Here is a 16797-nt window from a genome sequence, read left to right as displayed (position 1 = left end):
CTTACCTCAAAGTGGTGCTGTGAGAGCGAAATCGCCTGTACCCCGTCGCACCAATTCAAATTGTTGGTTTTCTTGTGATTGAGCATAGAAAGGGTCGTTTAACTTTGCGAGCGCCGCGCGCAGGTTGTCCCGAATTTGGTCCGAATTTCCGTTATCCGTGGCAAAAGCGCGACGGAATGCCTCGCTTGCTTCGCCTGTTTTGCCCTGTTCCATCAGAATAACGCCCAGATTGTTCCATGCTGGCGCGAATTCAGGTGCTTCGATGGTGGCACGGCGTAGCCACCGTTCGGCTTGGCCAAGTCGGCCCAATCGCAGGTTCGCGGATCCAAGGGCGGACAATGTATCGGGGTTCAACCCTTGTTGGGCTGCTGCGCGGGTGTAGGCGTTCAGCGCCAGTTCGAACTGCCCGGCTGCCATCAAACGGTGTCCGACGATCAGCCCGTCGATATCGGATTCACCCGCAACACCCGGCGCAAACGGGTCGCCGTCTGAACGTTCAAAGCCGCCTGACGTGCAGGCGGCTGTAAAACTTAAGCCCGAAATGAGTAGGGCCTTTATGATGTGCATGCGTGCCTGCCTTAGTTAGCCGCCCAAGTTCTGGGAGATGCCGTAGATCGATGGTCCGATCAAAATGACCAGAAGCGGCGGCACCGTCAACATCATCGTGGCCAATGTCATCTTTGTTGGCAGTTTGTTTGCGGCTTCTTCCGCACGCATCACACGTTTGTCCCGCATTTCAGATGCATAGACCCGCAACGCGTCGGCAATTGACGTACCAAACTGCTGGGACTGCACAAGCACGGTCACAAAGCTGGTGATATCCTGCACACCACACCGTTCGGCCATGTCTTTTAGCACGGCGCCTTTTTCCTTACCGGCTTTCATTTCGTGGCTCACCACTTCGAATTCACCAGCAAGATCAGGGAAGCCTGACTTCAGTTCGTTGGCGACGCGAATGATGGATTGATCCAAAGATTGGCCTGCTTCGACGCAAACCAGCATCATATCAAGACTATCTGGAAAGCCGTTGGTGATTGCTTCGTGGCGCATGGCTTGACGGCGTGTGACCCAGTATTTTGGCAGCATGTAGAACGCACCACCCGGGATCAGAACCCAGATCAACAGATCTTGGGTTGTTGTTTCGTCGCCTGAATTGGTCATGGCGTAGACCACACCGATGATCAGACCGATCACACCCAGTGCGAACTGGGAAAAATGGTACATCCGCACGGCGTTTTTGCTTTGGTAGCCGGCTTGCATCAGCTTCAGCTTCACAGCGCTGAATTCTTCTTCGTCCTGTGGTTCGAGGAAGTTCGCGTACTTTTCCAGTTTATCACGACCTGACGCTGCACGCAGCTTTTCAGGCTTGCCCGGCATCTTTTGCACGGTGCGCGTGTTGGCCTTTAGTCGGTCCAGTGGGTCGGCTTGCTTTTTCATCAGAATAGGCAGGGTGATCAGGATCATCATGAACCCAAGGGCACCGACCAGCATGACCGGACCAAATGGACCGAGCATGTCTTCAACCATCAGTTTGGCGTTGTTAAAGAATTCCATGGGGTAACCTCAGACCTTAATATTCACGAGCGCCCGCATCACGATCATGTTCGTGACCAAGAACGCAGCAACAATCAGACAAGCAGGGATAAACACATCGGTCTCCATCACTTCGTCAAAGTAATCCGGCTTGATCAGGTTGATCGCAATCAGTGCCATAATCGGGAATGCGGATAGCAGTTTGCCGGACCATTGGGCCTCGGCCGTAATCGCTTTCACGCGGCGGAACAGACGGAACCGTGCGCGGATCACCTGCGCCAACCCGTGCAGAATTTCAGCCAGGTTACCACCGGATTGCTGTTGGATCGTCACCGCAACCGCGAGGAAGCGCATATCCTGCATGTCCAGACGTTCTGCCATGGCTTTCAGCGTTTCACCCATGTCGCGGCCATATGCCGCTTCATCGGAAATCATGCCCATTTCGGTACCAAGCGGATCAGCGATTTCTTTCGCAACGATCTGGATCGCGCTGGAAAACGGGTGACCAACACGCAAAGATCGGACCATCAGCTCAACTGCTTCCGGCAGTTGTTCTTCGATCATCGACATGCGCTTGTTCGCTTTTTTAGAGATCCACATGTAGACCCCGCCGATACCCATGCCGACGGCCACGAAGATTCGCGTCAATGTTTCGATTTCGGTGGCGAACGTCAGGCCAACAAATGCGGCGACAGATGCGCCTGCCATCACCATTATCAACTGAACCGGTGAAAACGCGATGTTTGCTTTTTGGGCTTTGGACGCCAAAATCGAATAAAGCGGGATGCTTTGCGATCTCATGTGCTGCGTCATTTCTTTACGCAGCTGTTCCAGCACCTGTTCGCGCTGGCCGCCTTTTTCAAGCAGAGCCAGACGGCGGTTCACTTTGTTATCCAGTTGAACGGATTTCCCGAAGATCAGCAGATACGCACCCTGCACCAAGAAAAGTACAGCGGCGAAAATGACGATATAGATAATGGGTTGTGCTGAAATCATTGGATTTACTCCGCAACCATGGGTTCAAAGATAGCTGGCGGCAGATCGTAGCCCCACAGCTTAAAGCGGTCGGAATACGCGGAACGCACACCGGTCGCGGTAAAGTGGCCGATAATCTTGTTATCGGGCGTCAGACCCACACGCTGGAAACGGAACACTTCCTGCATAGAAATCACGTCGCCCTCCATGCCTGTGATCTCTGTGATGGATGTCATCCGGCGCGAACCATCTTGCAGACGCGACGCCTGCACGATCAGGTTCACCGCAGATGAAATCTGGGACCGCACCGCTTTCAGCGGCATTTCGATACCCGCCATCGCGATCATGTTTTCCAGACGGGAAATACCATCGCGCGCGTTGTTGGCGTGAATTGTGGTCATTGATCCGTCGTGGCCCGTGTTCATCGCCTGCAGCATGTCGATAACTTCTTCGCCACGCGTCTCACCCACGATGATCCGATCCGGACGCATACGAAGGGCGTTTTTCAGACAGTCGCGCGGGGACACTTCGCCTTTGCCTTCAACGTTTGGCGGACGGGATTCCATCCGACCTACGTGTGTCTGTTGCAGCTGAAGTTCCGCAGTATCCTCGATCGTCAGGATACGTTCGTTGTTATCAATGAAAGATGAAAGCGCGTTCAGCGTCGTCGTTTTACCGGAACCCGTACCACCTGACACGATCACATTCAGACGTGTGGCAACAGCGGCCTGCAAATATGCGGCCATTTCTTCGGTAAAGGCGCCGAACTTGACCAGATCGTCAATGCCCAGCTTATCTTTCTTAAACTTACGAATGGAAACGAGCGACCCGTCAACGGCCACTGGCGGGACCATGGCGTTGAAACGCGACCCGTCCTGCAAACGCGCATCGACGTAAGGGTTACTTTCATCAACACGACGGCCAACGGCAGAAACGATTTTGTCGATGATCCGCAGCAGGTGCTTTTCATCTTTGAAGGTCACGTCGGACAATTCGAGCTTACCAGCGCGTTCCACAAACACCTGTTGCGGACCGTTCACCAGAATATCGTTCACGGTGTCGTCTTGCAGAAGCGTTTCAAGCGGGCCAAGACCCGTCACCTCAAAGAACAAATCCTGCGACAGGGTTGTGCGTTCTTCACGGTTCAGAACGATGCCCATTTCCTCAAGGGATTCAGTCGCAATCGCGTTAATCTCTGCACGCAAATCGGCCTCGGACGCGGTTTCAAGCGCGGCAAGGTTCAGGTTATCAAGCAGCGCTTTGTGCAATTCCAGCTTGATTTCACCAAGCCGTACTTTGCGGCGCTTTTCTTTGTCCGCAGCAACGACGTCGCCCGCAGGCTTAATCGGCATGGCGCGCATTAAGGACTTCTTAGGTGCCTCTTCGACAACGGCATCAGGCACTGCGGCGAGCGCCGGTTTGGCTGCTGCCTTTGCGGTATCGCCGCCTGCACCTGGTTTTTTATACTTAGAAAACATGGTCTTGTTCCTTCCCCTCAGCCTTCAACGGCTTCGGCGGCACCAACTTCATGGACCGATTTCGCGAGTTTTGCGATTTCTTTGCGCAATGCATTCTTCGGAAGACCAGCCCCCAACGGCAGACCGTGGTCCGCGTTTTGTGCAACTGGTTTGCCACCATCGGGCATCAAAACTTCGATGCTGATGCCAAGGCTGTCGGCCAAACGTTTGACCCGGGATTTACCGTTCAGATCGGTAAATCCAGGTGCGCGGTTCAGCACAAAGCGGATCTTTTCGAACGGCAGATCTTCGGCCTGCAGGGCCCGCTTCAGACGCAGGGTGTTCTGCGCAGACCGCATGTCCAATTCGATCATGCCGAAATAAACGTGGGCTGCATCCAGAACAGTCTGGGACCATTCCACCATCGTCGATGGCATGTCGATCACAACGTAGTCAAAGTGGCTTGCCGCCAAATCCATGATGCGTTGAATGTCTTCTGGGCCAACCAGATCAAGCGGGATCATGTCGAACGGGGCGGTCAGAACGTGCAGCGTGTCTTCGTATGTCGTCATCGCTTGCATGAAGGATTCGCTGTCCATGGATTCTGTATCGGTCAGCAATTCCACAACGGTCTCGCGGCGCGGTAGGTCGAGATAGGTTGCTGTTGTGCCAAACTGGAAATCGAAATCCAGCAAACAGACCTTTGGCGCATCCACTTTTTCAAGCGTCGCCAGTTCCCACGCAAGGTTCACGGCCATCGTCGTCGCGCCGATGCCACCGGACAATCCGTGCACCGGCATGATCACACCATTCTTGCCACCGCCAATTTTCTTCTTGCGAGGCGCTTCGCCTTCAACTGGATCAACGTCCATAACTTCTTTTGGCGTTAGGACGCGTTCAATCGCGCGGGCCAATTCGCTTTCAGGAAGCGGGTAGGGGACAAATTCGTCGCCGCCTTCGCGCAGCAGATTGTGCAATGCGGCAGGGCTCACATCTTCGGTGATGAGGATCACCTTGATGCCTTGGGCCTTTGCGCCAGCAATAATCTGACTGATCAAAGCGAGACGGTCCTCGTCTTCGTGGTCCATCGCGATGGTCAAAAATTTCAGGGAGGCGGCATCTGGCTGCGCCAGAAAAGGAATAGCGTCGTCAAAGGACAGATCGCCCCATTGTTCACCCAGTGCGGCTTCCATGTCTTCGATCAGCAGATCGAAAATCTGGACGTCACGGCTGACTGTACACGCAACAATCGGCTGTGGTTCATGCTGCAAAACTGCGCTGCTCATCACTCAAATCCTCATCATTACGGGATGTTTCCGATGACTTTGGAGGATTCGTACCGGCCCCCTTGATCATTCGGCCCGCACAAATCGCATGCGGAGAAATCCCTATGATGTGGTTTTGGCCCCGAAACGTGTCGACATTTGGGCCAAAAGATCGCCTTTGTGCGATAATTGGCAACGATCATGGATATTTTTAAACGTTGTTGACGCGACCCATACGGGCCGCGCCAACAAAAAATCATCAAATAGAGAGGCTATTTGGTATGTCGCGATCGCAGTTTAGCCGCCGTCGGCGCCTTCGCTGATGGATTGCGCTGCGGTCACGCCTGTTGGTGGGACAGCACTGGAGACATATTCGCGGAAGATGACCTGCGCGTATTTGCCGTTCAGTTCTGTGCCATCGCCGTCAACAAAACCGGATACTTCCGTGATGGTCCGACGGTTACGACGTTCCATGCTTTGTGTCGCGACAACTGGCTGTTCTTCACCGAAGGATACAACAGCTTCCAAACGAGACCGGCTAATGCCCTGTGACGCAAGGAACGAAACAACCGCTTGTGCGCGTCGCAAGCCAAGACGACGGTTATAGCTGTTAGACCCAACCAGATCGGTGTGGCCGAAGACCTTAAACCGGACTTCTGGGAACTGTTTGATCCAGTTTGCTTGCGTGGTCAGGGTCGCACGTGCGGCACCGTCCAGTTGGGCAGAATTGAACGCAAAGTTCACAGTTGATTCAACTTCGGACGCAAAGCGGCGCTGCAGGTTGATGGTCAAACCGTTCTGGCCTGTTTGGACCAGGTGGTTGTTCATCGTGGCATTACCGAAGTTGCCGTTATCCAGTTCGGATCCAAGCGGGCGATCAAACGCCCCACCTGATGTTTGGTCACATGCACCCAGCAAAGCGAGAGCTGCAACGGCTGACAGATAGATTTTCATTGGATCATTCCCTCTCAATCGTCCAGCACGTAGCCGTAAGACCCGCTAAAGTCTTGGCGTGCAACTTCACCAGCGCCACCGGCTGTTGGTGCTTCACCTGCGGCAACGCGGCCAAACAGGAACAATTCACGCTCGGTTGGTGGGCGAACACGGTCAGTTGGCAAGGCAAGCGCTTCGCCGCGTGTTGGTGTCACAAGATGTGGCGTCACGATGATCACCAGCTCTGTTTGGCGGCGCGCATATTCTGCGGACCGGAACAGGGACCCAAGCACAGGCACATCGCCCAGCCATGGCACCTGACCATTCAGATCGGTAAAGTCATCAGACAACAGACCCGCGATGGCAAAGCTTTCGCCGTCGCGCATTTCAACAGTTGTTGATGTCTCGCGGCGCGTGAATGCGTCGATCGAGAACCCGCCAGCTGAAACGCCGTTTGATGGGTCGATTGCAGATACCGCGGCAACCAATTCAAGGTTGATGATGTCTTGGTCGATAACCCGTGGAATAAAGTTCAGTTCAACACCAAACGGCTTATATTCAACGGCGATGCCACCTTCACTCTGCGTTGTTGGAACCGGATACTCACCACCGGCAAGGAACTTTGCCTCTTGGCCGCTGAGTGCGGTCAAGTTTGGTTCTGCCAATGTGCGCACAACACCGCGGCTTTCCAAGGCTTCCAGCAGAATGCCAACTTCAAGGCCGCCTGCGTTAAACCCGAACAGGAATGCCCCGTTGTTTTCGTTCACAGCAGGGATTGCCGCGCCGAACGTGCTGGCCACTGCGCCAGAGTTGTTCAAGCTACCTGTACCCGCTGACACGCCCAGATCACCGCCAAGGCCCGTGCCTTGAACCGCGAGGGACGAAGAAAGCGATTTGGATACAGACCGCTGCATTTCTGCAAAGCGGACTTTCAACATCACCTGTTGTGTGCCGCCAACGACCATCAGGTTCGAAACCCGTTCTGGTGCGTAACGGTTCGCCAGTTCAAGAGCGCGATCCAAACGGGCAATCGAAGATACGGTGCCGGAAAGAACAATGCCGTCGTTGGCTGTGCGGACTTCAATATGTTCGCCGGGCAGGATTTGCTCCAGACGTTCTTTGAATTCTGCGATGTCGGGTGTCACGTGGACCTCGACGTTCGTGATCAGGCGCCCATCGGCCCCCAATAGTGTCAATGTCGTGCGGCCCGGTTCCTTGCCCAGCACATAGATAGTGCGGTCCGACAGGGACGAGATGTCCGCGATGCCGGGGTTGGCGATAGAAAGTTCGGTAAATGCAGAGTCGCTCTCTACAACCACAGCGCGGTTCATTGGCACTTGTAGTGCACTTGATGTTGCTCCTCGCAACACGCGTAGTGTTTCCGCTGCACTTGAGGTTGGTACTGTCGCGAACGACAATGCCAAGCCCGCAAGCGCGGCCTTGATAAGGTTCGTATATGTCATGGTGACCTGCCTCTCCGATCACGCCTCGTTAAATGGGTCTTAGCGCCCGATGTGGTGTGACGATGCATTGGATGAGCATTTATTGCAATAATCAATGCGTTGGAGGCTGGTCCTTATGTGGATAACTGGCAACAGATGGGGTTAAACCCTTTAGTCTGTTACACCAAAACGAAGCATCGTGGCCGCTGCGCCACAGAATTTCATGTGCAAACGGCGCCGCTGATGTCAGCGACGCCGTCAATTTTAGTCCTCGTCAGCGCTTAGTTCGTGCAAGGAATTTCGACTTCGACAACCTGCCCACCGCTGCGTTGCTTGATGAAGCACTGCTTTGGGGCTTCAACTACGACAGGTGCTTCTTCGACAACTTCGGGTGCTTCCTCTTCGACACCAAGTAGCGTTCTTTGGTCAATCGCAATGGAACTGATCGTCGTCGTATCACCGGCACCAACCAGCGCCAAAGACAGCTTACCAGTCGCGCTCGCTTGGGTCAGGGCCGCCACGTTGGCAGGGCTAACCTGTACAGTCACAGTCCGGGCAATTGCAGCGTCGCTGCGGTTTGAATCGGATGTCTGGTCAATCGCGATCAGTTCAACAGATGACAGGATCAGCTGCGTGATGTTTTCGTTTTCACCGCCAGCCGTGCGCAGACTGCCAGACCAATAAACGTCAACACGGTCGCCTGGACGCAGGAAGCCGGACACACCGGACTGCACATCAACGCTGATCGTAAAGGCGCGCATGCCGGGGCTCAACAAGGACGTAATACCTGCAATATCGCCTGGTTCCGTGACTTTCACAGCCAAAATGGGTTCGTTAATTTCCATCGGGCGGGTCACAACACGCAGTTCTTCGTCGCCTTCGGGGAACAATTCTTCTTCGGTCATAAAGACGCCTTCAGGCAAGAACGGTTCTGCATATTGAATGACGGCGACGTCATCAGCGGTCAACGTCTCACCATATTTCATTTGGCGTGTAACTGCGTAAACGCCAACGGTCGGAACAACTTCAGCGGCACGCTGCAACAGCAGATCGCGTTCGCTTTGCGTTTCGCTGACGTAGCCGTTCACCATATAAACAGCAAAACCGGCGAGACCCATCCCGACGATCATGACTAAACCAAATACTGCACGCATTTCATTTACCTCAAGGTTTTATTTGTATCACAAAGTGGACTCTTGCCCGAAGTCCCGCTTTGCGCGTTTTGTCACCTGCGCAGCCGACAGTAAAGTTAGCCGGCGCTTGCCCACATAGCGGCGATAGTCGTCAGTGCGCCGGTTTGAATTGTCGACAATACCAGCAAGCATAGCGCAACAGCCGCTGCGGTCAAAACAACCCAGTCGACAGTAATTGCGCCGTCTTCGTTGCTCAAGAAGGATTTGATCGATTTTAACATTTTGATGCTCCGCGCACTTAAATTTCCGCTTCTTTCTTGAACCCTTTATGTGGCGCAAACGTGGCCAACCTATGAATTTTCAGGGATTTGGTGTTTCGAAATCATTCGCATTTTCGACATTTTTGGGAAAAACGGAGCCCCTGAAAACGAAGAAAGGCCACACTACGATTGCAGTGTGGCCTCAATTCTTGTGGCGAAGTCAGGTAGACCCTGACTACGTCAACTCCAGATTAAGGAGTTGTACCGGAAGAAGTCATTTCAGAAACGATTGTAGTCGCTTTTGTAGACGCGCCAGTTGATACTGCGTTGCCGACAACCAGGCCGAGAGCAACGATAGCAGCTGTCAGAACAACCCAGTCTACTGTTACTGCGCCGTCTTCGTCGTTGCGGAAGTTCTTGATAAAGTTAAGCATTAAATTCCCTCCTCAGGGTGTCGCTAGTTTTTCAGTTATCGTCTGCGGATCGTATCTTGCCGGCCTCTTGTTGGCTCGATCCCCGCTTTGGATGAGTAAGTTTTGACGTTGGAATGCGGCGAGAGTTTGTCTTGGTTGGTGCAATTTTGCGCAGCCCCCAAAAAATTTGAGATTTATACGTAAGTATATGTTTTGATACGAATTATAGGGCAATTTTTATGTATTGCGCTTGCGCGTTCGTTGCGCATTTGCGTCCAATCCAAATCGAATTAGGCAATTGTTTGCGTTTTGCTGGCAATACAAAACAAATGTTGCTTGATTGGAAGGAATAAAAAACGTCGGCAGGACATTCATAATGTATATTCGAACCGCTTTCGCAGCGGCGCTTGCACTTGTTTGTGCGACAGGGCCCGTGGTGGCTGAGATAAAGCGCCTACAACCAGACTTTACGTTTCGCCGTGTCACGGTGCCAACCGCAGGTGCATCGAACCGGATTCGGGTACAGGTGACACCACGTGCGCCGACGACACCTGCTGCGGCAGGCACAGCCGTATCGGCCCAACCGCAGGCCCAGCCCCGCAGTTCTGGGATGGAATGGTTCTGGTCGACAATATCTCCTGCCCGTTCTGACAGCGGACCGGGGCGTTTGCAGCCTGCGCTGCAATTGATCAACAACCCTCCGGGCGGCAATTCCGTGCCCGCCCCGCGTTTGCAGACATTACAAGACATCGCGCAGGCCCACGGCTTAACCATTTTGCGCGAAACCGTGGGAACGGATGTGTCCCCTGCATTGGTCCTTGCTCTCATTTCGATCGAAAGCGCGGGCAAGGTGCAGGCAGAAAGCCACGCTGGGGCCGTTGGTCTTATGCAGCTGATGCCAGCAACGGCCGAAAGGTTTGGTGTCACAGACCGCGTGAACCCAGCCGAAAATATCAAAGCAGGCGTCGCGTATCTTGCGTGGCTCATGGAGCACTTTGATAAAGACCCGATTTTGGTGCTTGCCGGATATAACGCTGGCGAAGGCGCTGTGCGCGATAACAACGGCGTGCCGCCGTATCCCGAAACGCGGGCTTACGTGCCGAAGGTGCTGGCCGCATTCAATGTTGCAAAAGGGCTGTGTCAAACGCCGCCGCAGCTTGTGACGGATGGATGCGTCTTTGCGGTCGCGAACAGATAGACAGGGCTTTACCTGTTTGGCACTGCGCCGAAAGCAAAAAAGGCCGGATCACATAACGCGATCCGGCCTTTTCTTTGTCACTATATAACAGGTCTCAAACGATGGCGGCTTCTGTCGCGGCGCGAAGTTCGTCCTCTGTTACGCCTTCAGCGCATTCAACGATCCGCAATCCGCCGTCGACAACATCTAGCACACCAAGGTTCGTGATGATCCGATCAACAACGCCTTGGCCGGTCAACGGCAAGGAGCAAGCTTTCAGCAGCTTGCTGTCACCATGTTTGTTCGTGTGATCCATCACAACAACAACACGACCAACGCCAGCAACAAGATCCATCGCGCCGCCCATGCCTTTGACCAGCTTGCCGGGAATCATCCAGTTCGCAAGATCGCCGTTCTCGGCAACTTCCATCGCACCCAAGATCGCCATCGCAATCTTGCCACCGCGGATCATGCCAAAGGATTGCGAAGAATCGAAATACGCCGTTTGCGGCAGTTCCGTAATCGTCTGTTTACCCGCGTTAATCAGGTCGGCGTCGATATCAGCTTCCAACGGAAAGGGGCCCATGCCCAGCATGCCGTTTTCAGACTGCAACGTCACTTCGACACCCTCGGGGATGTAATTGGACACCAGCGTCGGAATCCCGATGCCAAGGTTCACATATGTGCCGTCTTCAAGTTCTTGTGCCGCGCGTGCGGCCATTTGGTTACGATCCCACATGGGTCAAGCCTCCCGCACTGTACGTTGTTCGATCCGTTTTTCGTGATCGCCCTGAATAATCCGGTGCACATAGATGCCCGGCAAATGGATGTGATCGGGGTCAAGCGAACCGGTTGGCACGATTTCCTCGACTTCAACCACGCAGACTTTCCCGCACATCGCAGCAGGCGGGTTAAAGTTGCGGGCAGTCTTGCGGAAGATTAGGTTCCCCGTTTCGTCCGCTTTCCATGCCTTGACGATCGCCAGATCAGCAAAGATGCCTTTTTCCATGATGTATGTCTCACCATTGAAGTCTTTGTGCTCTTTGCCCTCGGCAATCACGGTGCCCACACCAGTCTTGGTGTAAAACCCGGGAATTCCACAGCCACCGGCACGCATCCGTTCGGCCAATGTGCCTTGCGGATTGAATTCTAGCTCAAGCTCGCCAGACAAGTACTGACGCATGAATTCGGCGTTTTCACCGACGTATGACGAGATCATTTTCTTGACCTGACGGGTCTGCAGCAGAATGCCGATGCCAAAATCATCAACGCCCGCGTTGTTCGACGCAAACGTCAAATCCTGCGTGCCTGCGTCTTTGATCGCATCAAGCAACAGTTCTGGAATACCGCAAAGGCCAAAGCCGCCCGCCGCAATAAACATCCCGTCGTGCAATAACCCATCAAGGGCTGCCGCCGCGTTGGGGTAAATCTTCTTCATGCCAAGCCTCTCCCGTTGTTCACAGCGTTGATGCCGTTACGTGAACATGGAGTCAATGAAATGCGGCGGTGCAGCGTAAATTTTTGCAACCGGTTGCAATCCGGCTAGATTACGCGGACCTGCGTTCCAACTGGCGTAATTGCAAAAAGATCAGCGATTTGTTCATTATATAGTCCGATACATCCGTCAGAAGACGGGCGACCGATCTTGCGAGTGTCGTGTGTCCCGTGAATCAAATAGGCGGGCCAGGACAGATACATCGCATGTGTACCCAGCGGGTTTTCCGGACCTGGCGGCATATATGTCCAGCCGAACCGTTCCTTTTGTGATGCTGTCGGGGTCCAATCCGGACCTACGCGTTTGCGAACGATTTCGGTGTACCCGCGTTTGGTCAATTCATCCGTGGCGGGAACAGACGTTGGATAGACACGATATACATCGCCCTTCCAGAAATGCAGTGCGCGGCTTTGGGTGTCCGCAACGATGGCCGCAACACCCAGCGTATCAAAATGGTCCTGCCAATTTTGCGCGACGAATTTTGCGGTATTGCGCGACGTTGGGGGCGCGGATTGTGACAACGCGGGCGTCGCCAGTGTAGCGGCAGCGCCGGCAATCAACGTGCGACGGTTCAAAAATGTCGAGGTCATGCTGTATCCTGCTTTGTTTTCCAAAGCGATACGAACAACGCGGGAAAGGATCAACGCACTGTCAGTCACATCCCCGAGAGGCGCGGGGCCAGCGCACTGGCCCCTTATGTTCAGTCAGCTGCTTTTTTCTTCGCAGCGGGCTTCTTCGCCGCCGGTTTTTTTGCTGCAGGCTTTTTCTTCGCGGCTGGTTTCTTTGCAGCAGCCTTCTTTTTTGGTGCGGCTTTCTTCTTGATGGTTTTGCCAGACTTCGCAGCCCGTTCATCAAGCAAATCAACCGCATGCGCCAACGTCAGATCAGCCGGATCAATCGTGTCAGGGATCGTCGCGTTGATCTTTTCCCATTTCACGTAAGGACCGTATTTGCCGTCATAAATATTAACCGGACCGCCCGCCTCTGGGTGATCGCCAAGCTCGCGGATCGGTGTCGCGGCTTTCCCGCGGTTGCCACGTGACGCTTTCTTTTCGGCCAACAATTGCACGGCGTGGTTCATGCCGACAGTCCAGACGTCGTCAATCGTGGGCAGATTTGCGTTGGTGCCGCCTCTAAACGACGTGTTTTCAGCATGTTTCAGATACGGTCCGTACCGGCCTAAATTCGCCCATACATTTACGCCATCTTCAGGGTGTTCGCCGATCAAACGGGGCAGTTCCAGCAATTTTACCGCGTCTGCCAGGTCGATCTCTTCGGGGTTCCATCCCTCCGGCACGCCTGTCCGCGGCGGTTTCTTGTTCTCCTCGGTCACAGGACCGCGCTGCACATACGGGCCAAACCGGCCTTTAAACACACGGATCTCATCACCTGCATCTTCGCCCAACAGTTTCCCGTCAGGCGGAATTGCGGATGCTTCTGCTTCCGGATTTGGCGGGCCAAACGGACGTGTGTAACGACATTCGGGGTAGTTGGAACACCCGATGAAAGCACCACCCGACCGCGCAGTGCGCATCGACAGCCGACCAACACCGCAATTCTTACAGGCACGCGGATCGGACCCGTCTTCTTCAGGCGGGAACAAATGCGGTTCCAGAACTTCATTAATTTTTTCAAGAACTTCGGTGATCCGCAGCTCTGAAGTTTCGCCAATCGCGGCAGAGAAATCGCGCCAGAAGTTCGCAAGAACCTTCTTATAGTCGCCGTTGCCTGCGCTGACCTCGTCTAACTGGTTTTCCAGATCGGCGGTGAAATCGTAGCCGATATATTTGCGGAAATAGTTCGATAGGAACGCGGTCACCAACCGCCCCTTATCCTGCGGAATCAGGCGGTTCTTGTCTTTCTCGACATACCCGCGATCCTGAATCGTGGTCACAATGGACGCGTAAGTCGACGGGCGGCCGATACCCAGTTCTTCCATCCGCTTCACCAGCGTCGCCTCGGTATAGCGGGGCGGCGGTTGGGTGAAATGTTGCTCAGGCGTGACCGTCTCTTTGACAGCTTTTTCGCCTTCGTGAATTTGCGGCAGACGCTTGTCATCATCATCGACAACCGCGTCGTCGCGACCTTCTTCGTAGACGGCGATAAACCCGTCAAACACCATGACTTGACCGTTGGCACGCAGCACAACCTGACCGTCGTCGCTGCCGATATCTACCGCCGTGCGTTCGAATTTCGCGGCTTCCATCTGGGACGCAATCGTCCGTTTATAGATCAGATCGTAAAGCTTGCGTTGATCCGAATCGACGATTTTCGCAGCAGCCGTGTCGACCATCAAATCAGTCGGGCGCACACATTCGTGCGCTTCTTGGGCGTTCTTCGCTTTGTTTTTATAGACGCGTGGCTTTTCGGGTAGATATTTATCGCCGAATTTGGCCTTGATCGCGTCGCGTGCGCCAGCGACCGCTTCGGGCGCCATGTCGATGCCATCGGTCCGCATGTATGTGATCAAACCGGCCTCGTACAAACGTTGCGCAACAGACATCGTTTGCTTGGCGCCCATGCCAAATTTGCGCGACGCTTCTTGCTGCAAGGTCGACGTCATAAACGGGGGCGACGGGTTGCGCGAACCGGGTTTCGCCTCGACAGATTTGACGACCAAATCGCGTGAATTGATCGCCTGAACGGCCATTTCCGCCTGCGTTTCATTTTCAATCGAGAATTTATCGAGCTTGTCGCCCGCAAGCGTCGTCAGTCGTGCTTCGAATGTCTGACCGCGTGGCGTTTGCAGCACGGCTTTGACAGACCAGTATTCTTGCGCGCGGAAAACTTCGATTTCCATTTCGCGTTCGACGATGATCCGCAGTGTTACAGATTGCACGCGGCCCGCTGATTTTGCGCCTGGCAATTTGCGCCACAATACCGGCGACAACTTAAAGCCCACCAAATAATCCAGAGCACGGCGCGCGAGATAGGCGTCGACCAAAGGTACATCAACCTGACGCGGGTTTTTCATCGCATCGGTCACGGCGGCTTTGGTGATGGCGTTAAACACAACGCGGGACACTGGCGTGTCTTTTTTGATCGCTTTCTTTGCGGTCAACGCTTCGGTCAAATGCCACGAAATCGCTTCACCTTCGCGGTCGGGGTCGGTCGCGAGGATCAGTTCGTTGTCGTTCTTCAACGCGTCAACAATCGCTTTAATATGCTTTTTGCTGTCGCTTGCGATTTCCCATTTCATCGCAAAATCATCGTCCGGATCGACTGATCCGTCTTTGGGCGGCAAGTCACGGACATGCCCGAAAGAGGCAAGAACGGTATAGTCGTTGCCCAAATATTTGTTGATTGTCTTTGCCTTAGCAGGGGATTCGACGACGACGACTGGCATGAAATTCCTGTCAAATAACGAGTTACGCAAGGTCTGCGCAAGATGTGGGGGCGCATGACTGAATGTCAATGCGCAGGTTTCGAGACAAGCGCAATCCCTTTTTCTTGACCATCAAGTAGTTGAAAAGTGCTGAATTTATCTAGGGGGAATTCTGAAGGTCAATCAACACGTGCCAAAAGGCCGCCTGCATGACGGGTGATTTTGCCGTCCAATTCGAGGTCCATAATCACGGGTGCGATGGTCGTCGGCGCAGTTTGAAGATCACGGATAAGCTGATCTTCCGCGACCGGCGATGGTCCCAAACGCGATAGGATTTGGCTATGTAGCGCTGCTGTTTCCCGCAAGCTGCGCGATGGTTTTTCGATTGGCGTTTCCAACGGAAGATCTGCTTGCTGCGGGGCGAGCGTTGCTATCGCGTCAATGATATCTTGCGCCGATCGTACCAAAAGCGCACCGTCTCTGATCAACATATTGCACCCTGCCGCCCGCGCATCAAAAGGGTGGCCGGGGACCGCAAGAACGTCACGCGCTTGATCCAAGGCATTGCGGGCGGTGATCAAGCTGCCCGATTTTGCAGCGGCTTCGACTACTACGACAGCAGACGATAAACCGGAAATGATCCGGTTTCGCGTTGGGAAATGGCGGGCGTGCGGTTGCATGCCAATCGGCATTTCCGAAATCCGCAACCCCTTTTTGGCGATGTCGCTGGCGAGTTTCGCGTTCTCAACGGGGTACACTGTATCGACCCCGCCAGCCTGCACCGCAATTGTTCCGTTCTGTAAGCTGCTTAGGTGCGCTGCGGTGTCGATGCCGCGCGCCAACCCTGAAACGACAACGATCCCCGCCTCAGACAGCCCCGCTGCCAGCGCTTTGGCCATGCGTGTCCCCAAGGATGATGCGTTGCGCGCGCCCACAAGTGCGACCATCGGCCGCCGTAGCAACGCCGTCTGTCCGATCGTCCATAACAACGGCGGCGCATCAGAGATTTCCAGTAGCGTGGCTGGGTAATCAGGGTGGTCTTCCGTTAACAGCGTGGCGCCTGCGGCTTTGCCCGCCCGCAGTTCTGCGTTGATCACGCCTTCAGGGCAGATTTGGTAATCCGTCACACCTGCCGCACGCGCGACATCAGGTAATGCCCGTAACGCGTCCACCGCCGTGCCATGTTCGCGGATCAGGCGGCGGTAGGTTGCGATGCCAACGCGTCGGGATCGCAGCAAACGGAGACGGTGAAAAGAATCGTCTTCCGTGGTGGGTGGGAGTGGGGGGTGAGTGGAAGGTGTCACGTCTCCAATGTCCCGTTCTCCGTTTGCTACACCCATAGTGTTACGGCCAACTTCTTAACGGGATATGAACAATTTAAGGCAATTT

Annotated in this window: 16 protein-coding genes; 1 reads left to right on the top strand and 15 read right to left on the bottom strand. The window is 54.3% G+C overall.

Going from position 1 to position 16797, the window contains the following annotated elements:
- Window positions 1-6: 6 nt before the first annotated feature.
- The 10 genes from AC0L7R_RS15440 to AC0L7R_RS15395 form a co-directional block, all read right to left on the bottom strand.
- A complete protein-coding gene (locus AC0L7R_RS15440; RefSeq protein ID WP_247127447.1) occupies window positions 7-567 on the bottom strand; it encodes a tetratricopeptide repeat protein in 561 nt (186 codons plus the stop codon).
- A gap of 15 nt (window positions 568-582) precedes the next feature.
- Window positions 583-1554, bottom strand: a complete 972-nt coding sequence (locus tag AC0L7R_RS15435; RefSeq protein WP_247127446.1) for a type II secretion system F family protein — start codon at window positions 1552-1554, stop codon at window positions 583-585.
- Window positions 1555-1563: 9 nt separating this feature from the next.
- Window positions 1564-2529: a type II secretion system F family protein gene (locus AC0L7R_RS15430; protein WP_247127445.1), complete on the bottom strand. Its 966-nt coding sequence runs from the start codon at window positions 2527-2529 to the stop codon at window positions 1564-1566.
- A 5-nt stretch (window positions 2530-2534) separates the two neighbouring features.
- Window positions 2535-3986 (bottom strand): ATPase, T2SS/T4P/T4SS family, encoded by a 1452-nt coding sequence (locus AC0L7R_RS15425; RefSeq protein WP_473657756.1) that lies wholly within the window; start codon window positions 3984-3986, stop codon window positions 2535-2537.
- Window positions 3987-4003: 17 nt separating this feature from the next.
- Window positions 4004-5251: a CpaE/TadZ family protein gene (locus AC0L7R_RS15420; protein WP_247127443.1), complete on the bottom strand. Its 1248-nt coding sequence runs from the start codon at window positions 5249-5251 to the stop codon at window positions 4004-4006.
- Between the two features lie 276 nt (window positions 5252-5527).
- Window positions 5528-6184, bottom strand: coding sequence for an OmpA family protein (locus AC0L7R_RS15415; protein ID WP_473657755.1), 657 nt, complete (start codon window positions 6182-6184; stop codon window positions 5528-5530).
- A gap of 14 nt (window positions 6185-6198) precedes the next feature.
- Complete coding sequence (locus AC0L7R_RS15410) at window positions 6199-7626, bottom strand: type II and III secretion system protein family protein (protein WP_247127441.1); 1428 nt, start codon at window positions 7624-7626, stop codon at window positions 6199-6201.
- A gap of 260 nt (window positions 7627-7886) precedes the next feature.
- Window positions 7887-8759 (bottom strand): Flp pilus assembly protein CpaB, encoded by an 873-nt coding sequence (gene cpaB, locus AC0L7R_RS15405; protein ID WP_473657754.1) that lies wholly within the window; start codon window positions 8757-8759, stop codon window positions 7887-7889.
- A gap of 95 nt (window positions 8760-8854) precedes the next feature.
- Window positions 8855-9019, bottom strand: a complete 165-nt coding sequence (locus AC0L7R_RS15400; RefSeq protein WP_473657753.1) for a hypothetical protein — start codon at window positions 9017-9019, stop codon at window positions 8855-8857.
- 230 nt (window positions 9020-9249) lie between these two features.
- Window positions 9250-9432, bottom strand: coding sequence for a Flp family type IVb pilin (locus tag AC0L7R_RS15395; protein WP_247127438.1), 183 nt, complete (start codon window positions 9430-9432; stop codon window positions 9250-9252).
- 355 nt (window positions 9433-9787) lie between these two features.
- On the opposite strand from AC0L7R_RS15395, the gene AC0L7R_RS15390 reads away from it, so the two are divergent.
- On the top strand, window positions 9788-10609 hold the full coding sequence (locus AC0L7R_RS15390; protein WP_247127437.1) for a lytic transglycosylase domain-containing protein: 822 nt from the start codon (window positions 9788-9790) through the stop codon (window positions 10607-10609).
- A 94-nt stretch (window positions 10610-10703) separates the two neighbouring features.
- Here the strand turns inward: AC0L7R_RS15390 and AC0L7R_RS15385 are convergent, their stop codons facing one another.
- The 5 genes from AC0L7R_RS15385 to dprA all read right to left on the bottom strand — a co-directional run bounded on the left by AC0L7R_RS15385 (window position 10704) and on the right by dprA (window position 16748).
- Window positions 10704-11327, bottom strand: coding sequence for a 3-oxoacid CoA-transferase subunit B (locus AC0L7R_RS15385; protein WP_473657752.1), 624 nt, complete (start codon window positions 11325-11327; stop codon window positions 10704-10706).
- Between the two features lie 3 nt (window positions 11328-11330).
- Window positions 11331-12026 (bottom strand): 3-oxoacid CoA-transferase subunit A, encoded by a 696-nt coding sequence (locus AC0L7R_RS15380; RefSeq protein WP_473657751.1) that lies wholly within the window; start codon window positions 12024-12026, stop codon window positions 11331-11333.
- A 104-nt stretch (window positions 12027-12130) separates the two neighbouring features.
- Entirely contained in the window at window positions 12131-12673 is a 543-nt protein-coding gene (locus tag AC0L7R_RS15375; RefSeq protein WP_473657749.1) for a L,D-transpeptidase family protein, read from the bottom strand.
- A gap of 110 nt (window positions 12674-12783) precedes the next feature.
- On the bottom strand, window positions 12784-15429 hold the full coding sequence (gene topA, locus AC0L7R_RS15370; RefSeq protein ID WP_348108640.1) for a type I DNA topoisomerase: 2646 nt from the start codon (window positions 15427-15429) through the stop codon (window positions 12784-12786).
- Window positions 15430-15587: 158 nt separating this feature from the next.
- Entirely contained in the window at window positions 15588-16748 is a 1161-nt protein-coding gene (gene dprA / locus AC0L7R_RS15365; RefSeq protein WP_473657748.1) for a DNA-processing protein DprA, read from the bottom strand.
- Window positions 16749-16797: the final 49 nt, after the last annotated feature.

It is taken from the genome of Yoonia sp. D2-7 (assembly GCF_055809435.1).
Note: the sequence above shows the minus strand (reverse complement) of the source record. Positions and strands in the feature narration are given on the sequence as shown.